At 44.1% G+C, this 16,855-nt stretch carries 13 protein-coding genes, 2 tRNA genes and 2 rRNA genes; 10 read left to right on the top strand and 7 right to left on the bottom strand.

Annotated elements, in window-relative coordinates:
* The 4 genes from rrf (APB76_RS21640) to APB76_RS21625 form a co-directional block, all read left to right on the top strand.
* Positions 1 to 109, top strand: a 5S ribosomal RNA gene (rrf, locus tag APB76_RS21640); the annotation flags it as partial.
* A 97-nt stretch (positions 110 to 206) separates the two neighbouring features.
* Positions 207 to 282, top strand: a tRNA-Thr gene (locus APB76_RS21635).
* Between the two features lie 57 nt (positions 283 to 339).
* Positions 340 to 455 (top strand): 5S ribosomal RNA (gene rrf, locus APB76_RS21630).
* Positions 456 to 485: 30 nt separating this feature from the next.
* Positions 486 to 562: transfer RNA gene (locus tag APB76_RS21625), tRNA-Asp, on the top strand.
* Between the two features lie 220 nt (positions 563 to 782).
* Here APB76_RS21625 and APB76_RS21620 read toward each other — a convergent pair.
* The 5 genes from APB76_RS21620 to leuA all read right to left on the bottom strand — a co-directional run bounded on the left by APB76_RS21620 (position 783) and on the right by leuA (position 6,490).
* Positions 783 to 1,565, bottom strand: a complete 783-nt coding sequence (locus APB76_RS21620; protein WP_054962065.1) for a DUF547 domain-containing protein — start codon at positions 1,563 to 1,565, stop codon at positions 783 to 785.
* A gap of 124 nt (positions 1,566 to 1,689) precedes the next feature.
* Entirely contained in the window at positions 1,690 to 2,292 is a 603-nt protein-coding gene (gene leuD / locus APB76_RS21615) for a 3-isopropylmalate dehydratase small subunit (protein ID WP_054962064.1), read from the bottom strand.
* A 12-nt stretch (positions 2,293 to 2,304) separates the two neighbouring features.
* Positions 2,305 to 3,723, bottom strand: a complete 1,419-nt coding sequence (gene leuC, locus APB76_RS21610; protein ID WP_049845399.1) for a 3-isopropylmalate dehydratase large subunit — start codon at positions 3,721 to 3,723, stop codon at positions 2,305 to 2,307.
* A gap of 71 nt (positions 3,724 to 3,794) precedes the next feature.
* Positions 3,795 to 4,886, bottom strand: coding sequence for a 3-isopropylmalate dehydrogenase (gene leuB, locus APB76_RS21605; RefSeq protein WP_049845398.1), 1,092 nt, complete (start codon positions 4,884 to 4,886; stop codon positions 3,795 to 3,797).
* Between the two features lie 56 nt (positions 4,887 to 4,942).
* Positions 4,943 to 6,490 carry a 2-isopropylmalate synthase gene (gene leuA, locus APB76_RS21600; protein ID WP_049845397.1) on the bottom strand — a complete coding sequence of 516 codons (1,548 nt, stop codon included), beginning with the start codon at positions 6,488 to 6,490 and terminating at the stop codon, positions 4,943 to 4,945.
* Between the two features lie 503 nt (positions 6,491 to 6,993).
* Between leuA and APB76_RS21595 the strand changes: the two genes are divergently transcribed.
* The 6 genes from APB76_RS21595 to ilvN all read left to right on the top strand — a co-directional run bounded on the left by APB76_RS21595 (position 6,994) and on the right by ilvN (position 14,560).
* Positions 6,994 to 7,521, top strand: a complete 528-nt coding sequence (locus APB76_RS21595; protein ID WP_049845396.1) for a phosphatase PAP2 family protein — start codon at positions 6,994 to 6,996, stop codon at positions 7,519 to 7,521.
* 3 nt (positions 7,522 to 7,524) lie between these two features.
* Positions 7,525 to 8,571 (top strand): MJ1255/VC2487 family glycosyltransferase, encoded by a 1,047-nt coding sequence (locus APB76_RS21590; protein ID WP_049845395.1) that lies wholly within the window; start codon positions 7,525 to 7,527, stop codon positions 8,569 to 8,571.
* A 398-nt stretch (positions 8,572 to 8,969) separates the two neighbouring features.
* Positions 8,970 to 9,929 carry a transcriptional regulator LeuO gene (gene leuO / locus APB76_RS21585; RefSeq protein WP_049845394.1) on the top strand — a complete coding sequence of 320 codons (960 nt, stop codon included), beginning with the start codon at positions 8,970 to 8,972 and terminating at the stop codon, positions 9,927 to 9,929.
* 164 nt (positions 9,930 to 10,093) lie between these two features.
* Positions 10,094 to 11,902: an AMP-dependent synthetase/ligase gene (locus APB76_RS21580; protein ID WP_054962063.1), complete on the top strand. Its 1,809-nt coding sequence runs from the start codon at positions 10,094 to 10,096 to the stop codon at positions 11,900 to 11,902.
* Positions 11,903 to 12,339: 437 nt separating this feature from the next.
* On the top strand, positions 12,340 to 14,064 hold the full coding sequence (locus APB76_RS21575; protein WP_049845392.1) for an acetolactate synthase 3 large subunit: 1,725 nt from the start codon (positions 12,340 to 12,342) through the stop codon (positions 14,062 to 14,064).
* 1 nt (position 14,065) lies between these two features.
* Positions 14,066 to 14,560 carry an acetolactate synthase small subunit gene (gene ilvN / locus APB76_RS21570; protein ID WP_004744777.1) on the top strand — a complete coding sequence of 165 codons (495 nt, stop codon included), beginning with the start codon at positions 14,066 to 14,068 and terminating at the stop codon, positions 14,558 to 14,560.
* 65 nt (positions 14,561 to 14,625) lie between these two features.
* Here ilvN and serA read toward each other — a convergent pair whose 3' ends face one another.
* The gene (serA, locus tag APB76_RS21565) at positions 14,626 to 15,855 is read right to left on the bottom strand and encodes a phosphoglycerate dehydrogenase (RefSeq protein WP_054962062.1); all 1,230 of its coding nucleotides are present in this window, start codon (positions 15,853 to 15,855) and stop codon (positions 14,626 to 14,628) included.
* Between the two features lie 251 nt (positions 15,856 to 16,106).
* Positions 16,107 to 16,763, bottom strand: a complete 657-nt coding sequence (gene rpiA / locus APB76_RS21560) for a ribose-5-phosphate isomerase RpiA (RefSeq protein WP_049845390.1) — start codon at positions 16,761 to 16,763, stop codon at positions 16,107 to 16,109.
* Between the last annotated feature and the right edge of the window lie 92 nt (positions 16,764 to 16,855).

Below are 16,855 nucleotides of genomic sequence, written 5' to 3'. Positions count from 1 at the left end.
ACCATAGCGATTTGGACCCACCTGATTCCATGCCGAACTCAGAAGTGAAACGAATTAGCGCCGATGGTAGTGTGGGGTTTCCCCATGTGAGAGTAGGACATCGCCAGGCTTTAAATTTGGTTTTTGCCTTTTTAGAAGGTGAAGACAAAAGTTAAGAGAGCCCGTTTGCATAAGCGGGCTTTTTTAGTCCTCGAGGACATCTTGATGCTGATATAGCTCAGGTGGTAGAGCGCATCCTTGGTAAGGATGAGGTCCCCAGTTCGAGTCTGGGTATCAGCACCATTTACTGTTTGTTTTATGCTTTAGTATAGAGCGTAAAGCAAAACGTAAAGAATTTTACTTGGCAACCATAGCGATTTGGACCCACCTGATTCCATGCCGAACTCAGAAGTGAAACGAATTAGCGCCGATGGTAGTGTGGGGCTTCCCCATGTGAGAGTAGGACATTGCCAGGTTCTTATTTAGACTTAAAGTCTAACCAGTGCGGAGCGGTAGTTCAGTTGGTTAGAATACCGGCCTGTCACGCCGGGGGTCGCGGGTTCGAGTCCCGTCCGCTCCGCCACTATTCCAGACCTCAGCAGCAATGCTGGGGTCTTTTTGTATCTGCGGGATTATTCTGGTCTACGACCAACGAGTCTCGGTTGCCCGCAACCCCAGCCGACCCGCAACTTATTTAAAAAACCAGTCTTCGGACTGTTTTTTGTCGTTTATGGGGAACGGACTTCGTCCTTCGGGAACACTTCGCTATAGATGCGAGAACGGCCTCCCTAATCCTCTTTCCACTATTCCCTATCATTCAAATTCCAATCGTACTCATAACTAAACTTACCATTTAGATTTGCTAATTCAGGGCGATATTTAGCTAAGTGTTGAACCAATTCTTGTTTATTACCGAAGTCTTCAGCAAACCAGTCGTATATGGAGGACAGCTGCGTTTTGCCTGCTAGTAGTAATACCCCTTTATCACTATTAATAAACTCTTTAGCTGCTTGCTCTAGAAGTTGCTCGGTATTATCAGCACTAAAAGCTTGAGTTTGTAGGTTTGGACAGCCCAAGCTGGCACAGTTCACCGCATAGTGTGTGCGAGGGTCATTCCAAATAGGGCGAAGGATGCGGTGCTCAATATCGTTAAGAGTGAGCTTCTTACCGGCGACTGTAACCACTTCATCACCCCATGGACCAAAACTAAATAGTCCACCTAGCTTAGTTATAGACTTAACCGGGTAGTCATCAAGGATTAGGTTGACAGTGATCGCATTGTACAGATTGACCCAATAGGCGTACTGTTCGCTCGCTGAATACTCTCTAGGATCAATAGCAGCGAGTGTCGCGATATATTGATTTAACTTTTTCTTGTCTTGAGATGAGACAGAACCGTATTTTACCAACGTGTAGTCACCATCTTGAACTAAATAGTTATCGAGGAAAGACTGCCAATCTTGGTGAGAAATAGTAGCAGTATTACTTTGATTCGACTGCTGCCAAAAAGGCCAAAGCTCAGACTTTGGCGCTGCGAATACGTGTAAAGAGATAAGAGTCAGTAATAAAGTAACAATGCGTGTCATCAGGTTAAGTCCTTTATCGGAAGCGCTTTAATTACTAGACCTAATTACTAACAGGTTTGTTTCGCCACAAAGCAAAAAAGGTTAGCCTCGGCTAACCTTTTGTTTAGCAAAATTCTAACTTCAATTATTTGAGGAAGTTGGGAATACTCGCTTCATAGGTGGAAATTTTGTCTTCGTGCTGAAGAGTTAGACCGATGTTGTCCAAGCCATTTAGTAGGCAGTGACGACGAAACTCATCAATTTCAAATGAGTACTCTTTACCGTTTGCGCGTACTAAGTTTGCTTCTAGGTCTACCTCGACTTCCGCACCTTCAGTCGCTTCTACGAACTGGAAAATCTCATCCACTTCTTGCTCTGTAAGGCGAACTGGAACCATTTGGTTGTTGATCGAGTTACCATAGAAAATATCGGCAAAACTCGGTGCGATCATCGCTCTGATACCGTAATCTGCGAGTGCCCATGGTGCGTGTTCACGAGATGAACCACAACCAAAGTTTTCACGAGCTAACAGAACTGAGGCGCCTTGATAGCGCGGGGCGTTCATAATAAATTCTGGGTTTGGTTGGTCACCTGCGTCATCAAGGAAGCGCCAATCGTGAAATAGGTGCTTGCCAAAACCCAGACGAGATACTTTTTGTAAAAACTGTTTAGGAATGATGGCATCAGTATCTACGTTCGCTGCATCTAGAGGAACAACTAATCCTGTATGTTGTTTAAAACCTGACATCTGTTCTCTCTCCTAGTCCTGTTTACCAAAAAAATCCAACTCACGAATATCAACAAAGTGACCAGCGATTGCCGCCGCCGCCGCCATTGCCGGACTCACTAAGTGGGTCCGGCCATCACGGCCTTGGCGACCCTCAAAGTTTCGGTTCGAGGTAGAGGCACAACGCTCATGTGGGCCTAGGCGGTCATTATTCATTGCTAGACACATGGAGCAGCCGGGTAGACGCCATTCAAAACCAGCATCTTTAAAGATTACATCTAAGCCTTCTTTCTCTGCTTGTGCCTTTACTTGCTCAGAGCCAGGAACGATAAGCGCTTGCACGTTATCAGCCACTTTGCGACCTTTAGCCACAGCAGCTGCTGCACGCATATCTTCGATGCGAGAGTTAGTACAAGAGCCAACGAATACTTTATCTACTTTGTAGTCAGACAGTGCTTTGCCAGCTTCTAGACCCATGTAAGCCAATGCTTTTTCAGCAGAAGCTTTTTCTACAGGGTCAGTAAAGCTTTCAGGTGCAGGGATAGCTTCATCAACTGCGATAACCTGACCCGGGTTAGTTCCCCAAGTTACCTGAGGTTTGATGTCTGCAGCGTTTAGCGTTACCACTGCATCAAACTCCGCGTCATCATCAGTCTTTAGAGATGACCAGTATTCAATTGCTGCTTCTAGATCTACACCTTGCGGGGCGAACTTGCGGCCTTTAATGTATTCGAATGTGGTTTCATCTGGTGCAATTAGACCCGCTTTCGCGCCCAGTTCGATAGCCATGTTACATACCGTCATACGACCTTCCATCGTAAGATCAGTAATCGCTTCACCGCAGAACTCTACAACGTAGCCTGTACCACCTGCAGCAGTAGTTTCACCGATGATGGCTAGGACGATATCTTTTGCTGTGATACCTGGCGCTACTTTGCCTTTCACTTCGATTTTCATCGTTTTAGCGCGAGCTTGCTTTAGCGTTTGGGTTGCTAGAACGTGCTCAACCTCTGAAGTACCGATACCAAATGCTAGAGAGCCGAACGCACCGTGCGTTGCTGTGTGTGAGTCACCACAAACAATCGTCATACCCGGTAGGGTAATACCTAGTTCAGGCCCCATTACGTGCACGATACCTTGGTATTTGTGGTTGATGTCATACAGCGTGACGCCAAATTCTTCACAGTTTTTTGATAGCGTTTCCATCTGGATACGCGCCATCTCACCAGAAGCGTTGATATCCTTAGTTTGTGTCGAAACGTTGTGGTCCATGGTGGCGAATGTCTTGCCTACCTGACGAACTTTACGACCTTTTTCACGTAAACCATCGAACGCCTGAGGCGACGTTACTTCATGAACCAAGTGACGGTCGATATAAAGAATTGGGTTTTCACCCTCAGCGGCTACGGCAACGTGTGCGTCGTAGACTTTTTCGTATAATGTTTTGCCCATTATCACTATCCTGTGTATAGCTCCCGACAACGGCTTATCAGGAGCGAATAATTATTATCTGTCTGCTTAAATTAAGAATTTAAGATGTACTCTGAGATCTTATCGCCCATCTCTGAAGTCGATAGTGCCGGTTTATCACCAGAAAGGTCACCTGTTAACTCGCCTGCTGATAGAGCCTTAGAAACTGCGGCTTCAATGTCTTGCGCTGCAGCTTCTTCACCTAGGCTGTAACGTAGCATTAATGCTGCTGATAGAATTTGTGCCACAGGGTTGGCGATGTTCTTACCTGCGATGTCAGGAGCACTGCCGCCAGCAGGTTCGTATAGACCAAACTTACTTTCGTTTAGTGACGCTGAAGGAAGCATGCCCATAGAGCCTGTGATCATCGCGCATTCATCTGAGATGATGTCGCCGAAGATGTTAGAACAAAGCATAACGTCGAACTGAGAAGGATCTTTGATGAGCTGCATTGTTGCGTTATCAATGTACATGTGCGAAAGCTCAACATCTGGATAGTCTTTCGCAATTTCTTCAACCACTTCACGCCAAAGAATTGAACTTTGTAGTACGTTAGCTTTATCGATAGAGCACACTTTTTTGTCACGTAGACGAGCAGATTCGAAGGCAATCTTTGCGATACGCTCGATCTCAAAACGATGGTAAACCTCAGTATCGAATGCTTTCTCGTTTGGACCTTCGCCTTCACGCCCTTTAGGCTGACCGAAGTAGATACCACCAGTCAGCTCACGTACAACAACGATATCAAAGCCGTTGCCAGAAATATCAGCACGTAGTGGAGAGAATCCTTCTAGGCCTTTATGGATCTGTGCTGGACGTAGGTTACAGAACAATTGGAAGTGTTTACGAAGTGGTAGAAGAGCACCACGTTCAGGTTGATCATTTGGTGGTAGGTGCTCCCACTTAGGACCGCCAACCGAACCAAATAAAACGGCATCTGAATCTTCACATGCTTTTACTGTGCTGTCTGGAAGTGGGCAGCCATGGTTATCGATTGCAATACCGCCAACATCGTGCTCATCACGAGCAAAATGAATACTGTGTTTTTTTTCAATCGCATCTAGAACTTTGTGCGCTTGAGCCATCACTTCTGGGCCAATGCCGTCACCTGGTAAAACGGCAATGTTGTATGATTTGTCTGTCATGTTATTCCTTTAATTTTTATCTCTTCCAGGAACGACTCGCATCCCTGGAGTCTTACTTATACTGTTTCGATTTTTTTCTGTTTGATCTCAGCGATCTTGTCAGCACGATGGATGCTGTTGATAACGTGTAGTAATGCTTGGCCCGAAGCTTCTACGATATCGGTTGAAACACCGGTACCGTGATATTTGCGACCTTTGTAGTTGGCAATAATATCCGCTTGGCCTAGTCCATCTTCACCTTCACCTTTGGCGGTTAAATCGAACTTGTCTAGAACAATATCATAACCCGTTACACGATAGATACACTGGTATAACGCATCGACAGGACCATTACCTACTGCTGCTTCAGATTGCTCTTCATCACCACATTGAAGCTTGATGCTGGTTGTCGCCATTACGCTACCAGACTGCACGCTTAGATAGTTCAATTTGTAGAAGTCATCTTCTTCACGCAAGTTAGAGAAGTGCATTAGAGCTTCTAGGTCGTAATCAAATACCTGGCCTTTACGGTCTGCCAGTTTCAAGAAATCTTCGTATAGAGCGTCTAGGTTGTACTCTTCTTCTTTGTAACCCATGGTGTCCATGTGGCTCTTCACCGCTGCACGGCCGCTGCGACTGGTTAGATTTAGCGCTTGGTTCTTAAGGCCAATCGACTCAGGAGTCATGATTTCGTATGTGTTTTTATTCTTTAACATGCCATCTTGGTGAATGCCTGAAGAGTGGCTAAAAGCGTTAGCACCAACGATCGCTTTGTTGTCTTGAATCGGCATATTACAAAGCTGGCTCACCAGTTTACTCGTGCGGTGGATTTCATCGTGCTTAAGACCAGTATGAACACCCAATAACTCTTGGCGAGTCTTGATGATCATAGCGATCTCTTCTAAAGAACAGTTACCAGCACGTTCTCCGATGCCGTTGATGGTGCCTTCAATCTGACGCGCCCCTGCCTGTACTGCGGCAATTGAGTTAGCGACAGACATGCCTAAGTCGTCATGACAGTGAACGGAGATGATCGCCTTATCAATATTGGGTACACGATTGAATAGAGTTTGGATGATACCACCAAACTCATTTGGGACTGTGTAGCCTACGGTATCAGGAATATTGATGGTGCTTGCGCCAGCATTGATAGCGGCTTCAACCATGCGGCACAAGTTGTCAATTGGCGTACGACCTGCATCTTCACACGAAAACTCAACATCATCGGTATATTGACGAGCATGTTTCACTGCTTTGACGCCCATCTCAACTACATCATCGTAGCTACGACGAAGTTTGTCCTGAACGTGGACGGTGGAAGTGGAAATAAAGGTATGGATTCGAAATTGCTCTGCAACCTTAAGTGCTTCAGCAGCAGCATCTATGTCTTTTGCAACGGCACGCGAAAGACCACAAACTCGGCTGTTTTTGATGTTACGTGCAATCGTCTGTACCGACTCAAAATCACCCGGTGAAGAAACAGGAAATCCGGCTTCAATGACATCAACGCCGAGCCTTTCAAGCGCATAGGCAATTTGCAGTTTTTCTTTAACCGTCAAGCTTGCTGACAACGCCTGTTCGCCATCACGTAACGTGGTGTCGAAAATAATGACTTGATCGTTCATGTTTGCTTCCTTAATGACTTGATGCCATTCACATCAGTTAATCGTTTACTTCCATTACTTAGCTACAAAAAGCTAGGTATAAAAAAACCCGCATCTTAGTGCGGGTCTTGTGTAATTCTGTGTGGTTATTTTTCTTCCACAGCCTACCCGCGCGAATATGTCACGATAAGGAGGAGGCTCAGCAGGATAGAAAAACGATTCATCATTGTTAACGGTTCCTATGGGGCGTTAAATAAACCACAAATTTAAGTTAACAAATTAGTACCGCACTCAAGAGGCAACGTCAACCCTAAAGTTGTATTTTTATTCAAGTCAGATCAGTTCAACGGAAAAACGCGCAAAATCGTCGTTTTTGCGCGGTGTTTTTATTGAAAAGGCGAATGGGTTGCATGTTGGCGCGTGTCTATGTCTATGTCTTGTCACCGAAATACCGCGAAACTTTCACCAAGCTGTCACCCTGCCCAACTAGCCTAAGCGTAACACCGTCAAAAAAGGAGTCGGTAATGCGTTCTATCGAACCTATAGCTAAGTTTGATCTGGCGTTTTCTATTTTCTGTCTACAGCACAGATTCAATCAACCTATCTCGCGTATTAGTAAAGCCATCTCACATACCGGAGATGGGCACCTGTACTTAATGTTTGGAGTGCTTGCTTATTTGTTTGCAGGTAAAGATGGTCAGCTTTTTTTAATGGCGGGTGTGTTGGCTTTTACTTTAGAGCTTCCAATCTATTGGTTAGCCAAAAATCTGTTTAAACGACGCCGACCGCAAGAGTTTTCTGACTTGGTTACATCATTTATCACACCTTCAGACCGTTACAGTCTGCCTTCTGGCCATACTGCTGCGGCATATCTAATGGCTTCAATTACGGGTCACTACTTTGTTGAGTTGGCGGTGTTTGCTTTAGTTTGGGCATCTTTGATTGCAAGCTCACGCATTTTTCTTGGGGTTCACTTTTTAACCGATGTATTGCTTGGAGCCTTGCTAGGAATTGGTATCGCGCAGATTGCACTTACCATTGTTGGGAGTTAGTAAATGAAAATTTTATATGGTGTACAAGGAACAGGAAACGGTCATATAACTCGTGCAAGAGCAATGTCAACGCGCTTATCTGAAGCTGGAATGGATGTTGACTATCTGTTTAGTGGGCGTGATAAGAGCAAATACTTTTCAATGGAGCCGTTCGGAGATTTTCAAATTCGTCGAGGTCTATCATTTGCTACAGATAAAGGCCAAATCAATTATTTCAAAACCTGTATGTCTAATAGTTTATGGCAGTTTTGGCGCGATGTCCGTGAGCTTGATTTATCTCACTATGATCTAGTGCTTAATGACTTTGAGCCCGTATCTGCTTGGGCGGCGAAAAGGCAGGGTATTCCATCAATTAGCATTAGTCACCAGAATGCTTTTCGCTACTCTGTCCCCCATAAAGGGGCGAGTTGGTTGGACAAGCAGGTCATAGAGTATTTTGCTCCAGCGGATCATCTTATAGCTTTACACTGGTATCACTTTGATCAGCCTATCTTACCACCGATTATTCACACTCATAAAGCAACAGTTGAGCAAGAAGCATTCGTTCTGGTTTACCTACCATTTGAAAGTATGACCGATATTACGGAGTTGTTACTTCGGTTTACTACTCAGCGCTTTGTTTGCTATCACCCAGAGATTATAGAACCCAAAACAGTCGATAATATTGAGTTTATTCCATTGAGTGTCAACTCATTTCAACGTCATCTTGTTCGCTGTAAGGGAGTGATTGCGAATGGCGGTTTTGAGTTGCCCTCAGAGGCGCTCACTCTTGGTAAGAAACTACTATTAAAGCCATTGAAGGGGCAATTTGAACAAATGAGCAATGTTGCAACGCTGGAAGATTTAGGACTGGCGAGCAGTATGGAGTTCTTAGATGCCGCTGTGGTACGCCGTTGGCTTGATGAATCTAGCGCTGAAAGCGTCAAATACCCAGATGTTGCACAGGCAATTGTCACATGGATTAAGCAAGGTGATTGGGAGGATAAATCGACGTTGAGTGAAAGCTTGTGGGATAAAGTAGATTTTCCAAGTTATGTCACCAATCTATAACAAGGCTTCATCTTACGCGAAGGAGTTGTATGGGTTATTGATGCTGTTTTTGTTTCGCATACTTAAATCATAGATGTGTCTCATGTCTGACACTGAGTGTTAACAGCGATATTTAATATCAAATTTCTATATTTATCTCTAAGGTAGTGTGTTTTATAACTTTTTATAATCCATTTAACTTTTTGTAATTTAATGACTAATCTGGATTATAGGTAAAAAATACTGATTAATTGTCAATCTTATTGCTAATCGCTGAATGATTCGCTGATAGTAATGGTTCGCCGACAAACATCTAACAAATAAATATAACGGATGAGGCGAGAACTGGGTTTTCTATTCCAAACTCAAATTTCAATTTAATGACCATTTACGCTGATGAATTTAAAGAGGCTTACCCGATGATCGATAAGAAAGAGTCTATGAGTGCTATCGCTAGCTACCGCATGGAGAGTACTTTACGTGGAGTAGATTTAAACCTGTTAACCGTGTTTGACGCCGTAATGCAAGAGCAGAATATTACTCGTGCCGCACATAACTTAGGCATGTCACAGCCAGCGGTAAGTAACGCCGTTGCTCGTCTGAAAGTGATGTTTAATGATGAGTTGTTTATGCGTCAAGGTCGTGGTATTCAACCAACCCAGCGTGCTCGCCAGCTATTTGGTCCTGTTCGTCAAGCGCTTCAATTAATTCGTAACGAGTTACCTAGTTCTGTATTCTCGCCTGAGACTTCAACACGTCTATTTAAGCTAGCAATTTGTAGCCCTTGCGATATGCGTTTTGCGCCAAAAATCATGTCTACTATCCATGAGCTAGCTCCTAATGTTCAGCTTCACCTAGACGCTGAATTTGATCGCCAACTAGCAGAGCGTATGCGTTATCAAGAGATTGATTTTGTGATCGATTATGCACGTTTCGATGAGCAAGGTTTCTCAAGCACTGAAATCTTCCAAGATGAGCTAGTGGTTGTTACGTCAAAATCTCACCCACGTCTTCAGGGAGCAGTGACTGCCGATCAGTTACTTCGCGAGCGTCATGCAAAACTGTCAAAAGTTCATGGTCAGCGTAGCTTCTCTGAGCAAGCGTATCGTGATCTAGATGTACAGGCCTACTATGAAGGCACAAGCCTAAGCAATGTACTTTACGTTGTTGGTCAATCTGAGCTAGTGACGATTGCGCCACGTTGGATGGTTGAGAATGCTGCGAACAAAGAGCAGTTACAAATCATCGACTTCCCATTCGAAAATGGCAAAATCAGCGGTTTCTTAAGCTGGCACGAATCAAGTGAAAAAGATAAAGGTCACATCTGGTTACGTGACCAATTGATGATGATTTGTGGTGAGGTTGTCGCTATTAACTAAACGTCAGATTTCGCTAGTCTCAAAAACCTTGAATGGTTCACGTCATTCAAGGTTTTTTACGATTTATATTGATAACTTTGACGGTCATCAGTTGCCTTTTCTAAAGCGAAATGTACACTTGTGCGCTGAATAAAGCTTACAGGTGTAAGCTAAAGGTAATAGAGATGGCCGACCTAGATTTTCATATTGTAAAACGTATTCGAGACCAGATTGCAAAAGGCAATGACGGTATTGCACTTAAGCATAAAGTAGGCAATGTTTGGAATGGTATTAGTTGGAAGCAATTTGGCCAGCAACTTGATGCTTTGTCACTTGCTTTATTGGCTCAAGGCATCCGTGTTCAGGATAAGATCGGTATCTTTTCTAACAATATGCCTCAGTGGACAATCGCTGATTTTGCCGCTCTTCAAATACGTGCGGTAACAGTCCCTATTTATCCAACCAATACAGCAGCTCAATCTGCTTACATTTTGCAAAATGCCGACGTGCGAGTACTGTTTGTTGGTGAGCAAGCCCAGTTTGATGCAGCAACTTCTGTCATCGAGCAGTGTGACCAACTAGAGCTGATTGTCGCCATGTCTGATGATATTGACTTGGGTGAACATGAATCTGCCATCAGTTGGCAGCGCTTTATAGCGAATGTAGACAATACGTACCAACAAGAGCTTGAAACTCGTTTGGCGCAGGCAAACTTGAATGATCTTCTGACTCTTATTTACACCTCTGGCACCACTGGCCAGCCAAAAGGTGTCATGTTGGATTACGCCAATATTGGTGCGCAACTTGAAGGTCATGATCAGCGTTTAAGCTTATCGCAAAGTGATGTCTCTCTCTGCTTCTTACCACTTTCTCATGTCTTCGAACGCGCCTGGACTTTCTACGTTTTGTATAAAGGTGCAACAAACTGTTACCTACAAGATACCATGCAGGTGCGCGATGCTCTTAGTGAAGTACGTCCAACGGTGATGTCGGCGGTCCCGCGTTTTTACGAAAAGATCTTCTCAGCTATTCACGAAAAAGTCGCCAAAGCACCGTTCATTCGTAAAGTCTTGTTTACTTGGGCTGTGAATATGGGAGCGAAGATGGCCGTTTGTCATCAAGAAGGTCGTCAGCCTTCAATCGCGCTAAAAAAATCTTATGCCTTAGCTGATAAGTTAGTCTTGTCGAAATTGCGTGCGTTATTGGGTGGGAAAATCAACTTTATGCCGTGTGGTGGCGCTAAGTTAGACGAAACCATCGGCCGTTTTTTCCATGCTATTGGTATCAACGTCAAGCTTGGCTACGGTATGACAGAAACAACAGCAACGGTTTCCTGCTGGGATGACAAGTGTTTTGACCCTGACTCTATTGGTATGTCGATGCCTGGTGCTCAGGTCAAGATTGGTGAGAACAACGAGATCTTAGTCCGCGGTCCTATGGTTATGCGCGGTTACTACAAAATGCCAGAAGAGACGGCGAAAACATTCGATGAGCACGGTTTCTTAAAAACAGGCGATGCAGGCCATATTGATGAAAGTGGCAACCTGTTTATCACCGATCGTATTAAAGAGTTGATGAAAACGTCGGGGGGCAAATATATTGCGCCGCAGATGATTGAAGGGGCGATAGGTAAAGATCACTTTATCGAACAGATCGCTGTGATTGCGGATACACGCAAGTTTGTCTCTGCATTGATCGTACCTTGCTATGATTCGTTAGAAGAGTACGCCAAGGAACTCAACATCAAATATCATGATCGTGTTGAATTGATCAAGCATCACCAAATCGTTGAAATGCTTGAAAAGCGCGTTAATGATCTCCAACAGGAGCTTGCGCGGTTTGAGCAGGTGAAAAAATTCAAATTATTGCCCAAGGCTTTCTCGATGGATGCTGGTGAGTTAACACCGACACAAAAATTGCGTCGTAAGGTGATTAACGATAAATATCAGGATGAAATTGAAGAAATGTACAGTGATAAGGTCGAGAAGAAGTAACTTTTTCTAAAGTAAATTTCTCAACTGTTTAAAAATCCCTCACACAGTATTATTGCTTTGTGAGGGATTTTTTTATGCTAGTTATCTTTCAGTAGCGAGGTTTTACTAGGGCTGATTAAAGTTAACTGTCTAAAATTATTGACCGAATTTGTCGTAATTTATGGATGATTGGTCTGAAATTGGAGTTCAGGTTAGTTTCACCTTGTGATTTGATTTTGATAAACAGCATATTGTTTAATTTGAGATGAAAGTCGCATTAGACCCGTTGCTAATAAAACGTTACATTTGTTGCGTGACCTTGCTTTATGTTACCTGTGAGCAAGACATAGCCGAAAAAGTGGATGTATTTCGATTTAGGCTACGAATAAGACCTAGACTATGAAAAACCAGCCCATCATGTTGACCTTATGTGGTGGAAACTGGTTAAGGAGAATAATATGGCAGCAATGTTGTCCGGTGCAGAGATGGTTGTTCAATCTCTGATTGAAGAAGGCGTTGAACAGATCTTTGGCTACCCTGGTGGTTCTGTTCTAGATATATACGATGCGCTTCACGCCAAAACAGATCAAATCAAACACGTTCTAGTACGTCATGAACAAGCCGCCACTCATATGGCTGATGGTTATGCGCGCGCGACGGGTAACCCGGGTGTGGTGCTCGTGTGTTCTGGCCCAGGTGCGACCAACACCATCACTGGTATTGCGACTGCGTACATGGACTCTATCCCAATGATTGTTGTCTCAGGCAATGTACCAAATAATATGATAGGTAATGATGCCTTCCAAGAATGTGACATTGTTGGTGTATCTCGCCCGGTAGTTAAGCATAGTTTCTTGGTCAAGAAAGCAGAAGACATTCCTGAAACAGTGAAGAAAGCTTTCTACATTGCGACTACGGGTAGACCTGGCCCTGTTTTGATTGATTTACCTAAAGATGTGATGAATCCACAGGTAAAACTGCCATATGAATACCCTAAATCTCTGTCAATGCGCTCATATAAACCAACTACAACAGGCCATAAAGGTCAAATTAAGAAAGGTCTTAAGACACTTCTAGAAGCGAAAAAGCCGGTTCTTTATGTGGGTGGTGGCGCAGTGATTTCAGAGGCTGAACAACACTTAATCAAGCTGGCGGAAGTTCTCAATTTACCAGTAGTGAGTACGCTAATGGGGCTTGGCGCTTTCCCCGGAACACATAAAAATTCATTAGGCATGTTAGGAATGCATGGTGTGTATGAAGCGAACATGGCTATGCATAATGCCGATTTAATCTTTGGTGTTGGGGTTCGCTTTGATGACCGCACTACTAACAACCTAGAAAAGTACTGCCCCGATGCCAAAGTGATGCACATTGACATCGATCCTTCATCGATCTCGAAGAACGTGAAAGCGGATCTTCCTATTGTCGGTTCTGCTGAGAAAGTGCTTGAAAGCATGGTTAATTTGCTAGAAGAGCAGGGTAGCATCAACGACCAAGACGCATTGAATCGCTGGTGGGATGAAATTCAAGGGTGGCGTGAGCGTCAATGCTTATCATACGAAACATCACCAGAACGGATTAAACCACAGCAAGTGATTGAAACACTACACAAGCTGACTAACGGTGACGCCTATGTTGCCTCTGATGTTGGTCAGCACCAGATGTTTGCCGCCTTGTATTATCCATTCAATAAGCCACGTCGTTGGATCAACTCTGGTGGCCTTGGCACAATGGGCTTCGGCTTACCCGCTGGGATGGGCGTGAAATTCGCTAAACCTGATGAAGAGGTCGTAGTTGTAACAGGTGACGGTAGTATCCAAATGAATATTCAGGAACTATCGACGGCGATGCAGTACGATATTCCGGTTAAAATTATTAACCTTAACAACCGATTCTTAGGCATGGTAAAACAGTGGCAAGACATTATTTACCAAGGCCGCCACTCTAACTCTTACATGAGTTCTGTTCCTGATTTTGCAGCTATCGCAGAAGCATATGGGCATGTGGGGATTCGCATTGAAACACCAGATCAGCTTGAATCTGGTCTAAAGCAAGCATTAGATATGAAAGATCGATTAGTGTTTGTTGATATCAATGTTGATGAAACAGAGCATGTGTACCCAATGCAGATTAAAGGCGAAGGTATGGACAAAATGTGGTTAAGCAAGACGGAGAGAACTTAATATGAGACACATTATTTCACTGTTAATGGAAAACCAACCGGGTGCACTGTCTCGTGTAGTGGGTCTATTCTCTCAGCGTGCTTACAACATTGAATCTTTGACGGTATCTCCAACAGACGACGAAACGTTATCTCGCTTGAACATTACTACCATTTCTGACGATATGGAGCTCGAACAAATCCAGAAGCAACTAAACAAGCTTATCGATGTACTCAAAGTGCAAGAGGTTTCAGAGCTTGATCATATTGAACGTGAGTTAATGATGGTGAAAGTGAAGGCGAGTGGCTTCTCACGAGCTGAAGTGAAACGGACCGCTGATATTTTCCGCGGGCAGATCGTTGATGTCACCGCCTCTCAGTACACAGTACAAATGGCAGGGACTAGTGAAAAACTCGATGCGTTTATTCAAGCATTGTCTGAAGTAACAGAAGTGATTGAAGTAGCTCGAAGTGGTGTAGTTGGTATCGCCCGTGGAGAGCGCGCTTTAAAGCCTTAGCCATCAAACGCTTGAATTAAAAAAAACACCGACTGATTTATCGGTGGTTTTTTTGTTGGATCAGATTAGTGAAGGATACGAGCGCGGATAGTACCTTCGATACTCTTGAGCTTTTTGAGTGCTTCTTCCGAACGCTCTGTTTCAACATCGATCACGACATAACCAAAGTCTGCTGCCGTTTGTAGGTACTGACCAGCGATGTTGATCCCTTCTTCCGCAAAGATGGTATTAATCTGAGTCATAATACCTGGGCGGTTTTGGTGTATGTGCAGTAGACGCGAGCAGTCTCGGTGCTCAGGGAGTGAAACTTCAGGGAAGTTAACACTTGAAAGTGTTGAACCGTTATCTGAGTACTTAGCCAACTTACCTGCCACTTCAACACCAATATTTTCTTGTGCTTCTTGGGTGGAGCCACCGACGTGAGGAGTTAGGATTACGTTATCAAATTTCTGTAGTGGTGACTCAAATGGGTCGGCGTTGGTCTTTGGCTCGGTTGGGAATACGTCGATTGCAGCCCCGGCAAGGTGACCGGCTTCAAGGCTATGGCATAGCGCTTCAATATCCACCACAGTACCGCGAGCGGCGTTAATAAAAATAGAACCTGGCTTCATACGTGCAAACTCTTCTGCACCCATCATATTCTTCGTCTCAGGCGTTTCTGGAACATGCAGCGAAATAACGTCACATTTGTTGAGTAGTTCACTCATGGTATGGACCTGAGTGGCATTCCCGAGCGATAACTTGTTTTCGATGTCGTAGAAATAAACACGCATCCCTAAGTTTTCAGCAATAATACCGAGCTGAGTACCGATATGACCATAGCCGATAATACCTAGGCGTTTACCACGGGCTTCATTAGAGTTTTCTGCGCTTTTTTTCCAAATCCCACGATGGGCTAAGGCATTTTTCTCTGGAATGCCACGCAGCAGTAACAGTACTTGTCCCAGAACCAGCTCTGCAACACTACGTGTATTTGAGAATGGCGCGTTGAACACTGGAATACCGCGAGTTGCCGCTGCTTTAAGATCAACCTGATTAGTACCAATACAGAAACAACCAATCGCAACTAATTTCTCAGCGGCGTCAATGACTTCTTGAGATAGATTTGTACGTGAGCGAATACCAATGAAGTGAACATCTTTCACGGCTTCTAGCAGTTCTTCTTCTGGTAGCGAACCTTTGTGGTACTCGATGTTGGTGTAGCCAGCAGCCTGAAGTACTTCTACAGATGATGGATGTAGACCTTCAAGTAAGAGGATTTTAATTTTGTCTTTTTCCAGTGAAACTTTGGCCATTGTCTTCTTCCTTAAAGTGGGAAATATGGGCTTAACGGGCGCACATTAGGCTAAATCAGGTAAAGCAAACGTTTTTGTAGACATAACACAGAACGCAAACGTTTCCCTTGTGCGTCTTCTGACCATTAAGTTAACAAAAAAAATACACTTTGGGTAAGAAAATTACGGAATAAGGCATAATTTTTATAGACTAAAATGAAAAAAACGGCGCTAATGAGCACCGTTTGTAATGAAATAACAAAATGAAGGGCTTATGCTTCGATTTTTGCTCCTTCAGGAGTACCTGTAATCACAACATCAGCACCGCGATGGGCAAATAGGCCAACGGTGACGACGCCAGCGATGGCATTGATTTTATCCTCAAGCGTTTTCGGGTCAGCGATCTGCATATTGTGAACATCAAGAATCACGTTACCATTATCAGTCTTCACACCTTCGCGGTAAGCCGGATCACCACCTAGTTTTACTAATTCTCGCGCAACGTATGAGCGTGCCATTGGGATTACTTCCACAGGTAGTGGGAACTCGCCAAGAACGTCGACAGCTTTAGTGTTGTCAACAATACATACAAACTTATCAGAAATAGCAGCGACGATTTTTTCGCGAGTTAGCGCTGCACCACCACCCTTGATCATATCGCGAGCAGCGTTGATTTCGTCTGCGCCGTCAACATAAATGTCTAGCTTAGCCACTTCGTTACAGTCAAAAACCTCAATGCCTAGGCTTTTTAGTTTTTCAGTTGAAGCTTCAGAGCTTGATACAGCACCTTTAATGTCATCTTTCATTGTTGCTAGTGCATCGATGAAGTGATTTACTGTCGAGCCAGTGCCTACACCAACAATGCTGTCTTTTTCAACATACTTCAGTGCTGCCCAACCAGCTTCTTTTTTCATTTCATCTTGAGTCATGCTCATCTCCTAAAGGCGGTAGTATTAACGATTGCGGCGCGATTATAGCCTTATCCTACCGATACTTGAAGTTAAGCGAAAAGAATCTAAGC

Source organism: Vibrio bivalvicida, from assembly GCF_001399455.2.
GTDB lineage: Bacteria > Pseudomonadota > Gammaproteobacteria > Enterobacterales > Vibrionaceae > Vibrio > Vibrio bivalvicida.
Note: the sequence above shows the minus strand (reverse complement) of the source record. Positions and strands in the feature narration are given on the sequence as shown.

Bases quoted from the DNA above. Each gene is read 5' to 3' on its own strand.
- APB76_RS21620 (WP_054962065.1), bottom strand. From the start codon at position 1,565: ATGACACGCATTGTTACTTTATTACTGACTCTTATCTCTTTACACGTA.
- leuD (WP_054962064.1), bottom strand. From the start codon at position 2,292: ATGTCAGGTTTTAAACAACATACAGGATTAGTTGTTCCTCTAGATGCA.
- leuC (WP_049845399.1), bottom strand. From the start codon at position 3,723: ATGGGCAAAACATTATACGAAAAAGTCTACGACGCACACGTTGCCGTA.
- leuB (WP_049845398.1), bottom strand. From the start codon at position 4,886: ATGACAGACAAATCATACAACATTGCCGTTTTACCAGGTGACGGCATT.
- leuA (WP_049845397.1), bottom strand. From the start codon at position 6,490: ATGAACGATCAAGTCATTATTTTCGACACCACGTTACGTGATGGCGAA.
- APB76_RS21595 (WP_049845396.1), top strand. From the start codon at position 6,994: ATGCGTTCTATCGAACCTATAGCTAAGTTTGATCTGGCGTTTTCTATT.
- APB76_RS21590 (WP_049845395.1), top strand. From the start codon at position 7,525: ATGAAAATTTTATATGGTGTACAAGGAACAGGAAACGGTCATATAACT.
- leuO (WP_049845394.1), top strand. From the start codon at position 8,970: ATGATCGATAAGAAAGAGTCTATGAGTGCTATCGCTAGCTACCGCATG.
- APB76_RS21580 (WP_054962063.1), top strand. From the start codon at position 10,094: ATGGCCGACCTAGATTTTCATATTGTAAAACGTATTCGAGACCAGATT.
- APB76_RS21575 (WP_049845392.1), top strand. From the start codon at position 12,340: ATGGCAGCAATGTTGTCCGGTGCAGAGATGGTTGTTCAATCTCTGATT.
- ilvN (WP_004744777.1), top strand. From the start codon at position 14,066: ATGAGACACATTATTTCACTGTTAATGGAAAACCAACCGGGTGCACTG.
- serA (WP_054962062.1), bottom strand. From the start codon at position 15,855: ATGGCCAAAGTTTCACTGGAAAAAGACAAAATTAAAATCCTCTTACTT.
- rpiA (WP_049845390.1), bottom strand. From the start codon at position 16,763: ATGACTCAAGATGAAATGAAAAAAGAAGCTGGTTGGGCAGCACTGAAG.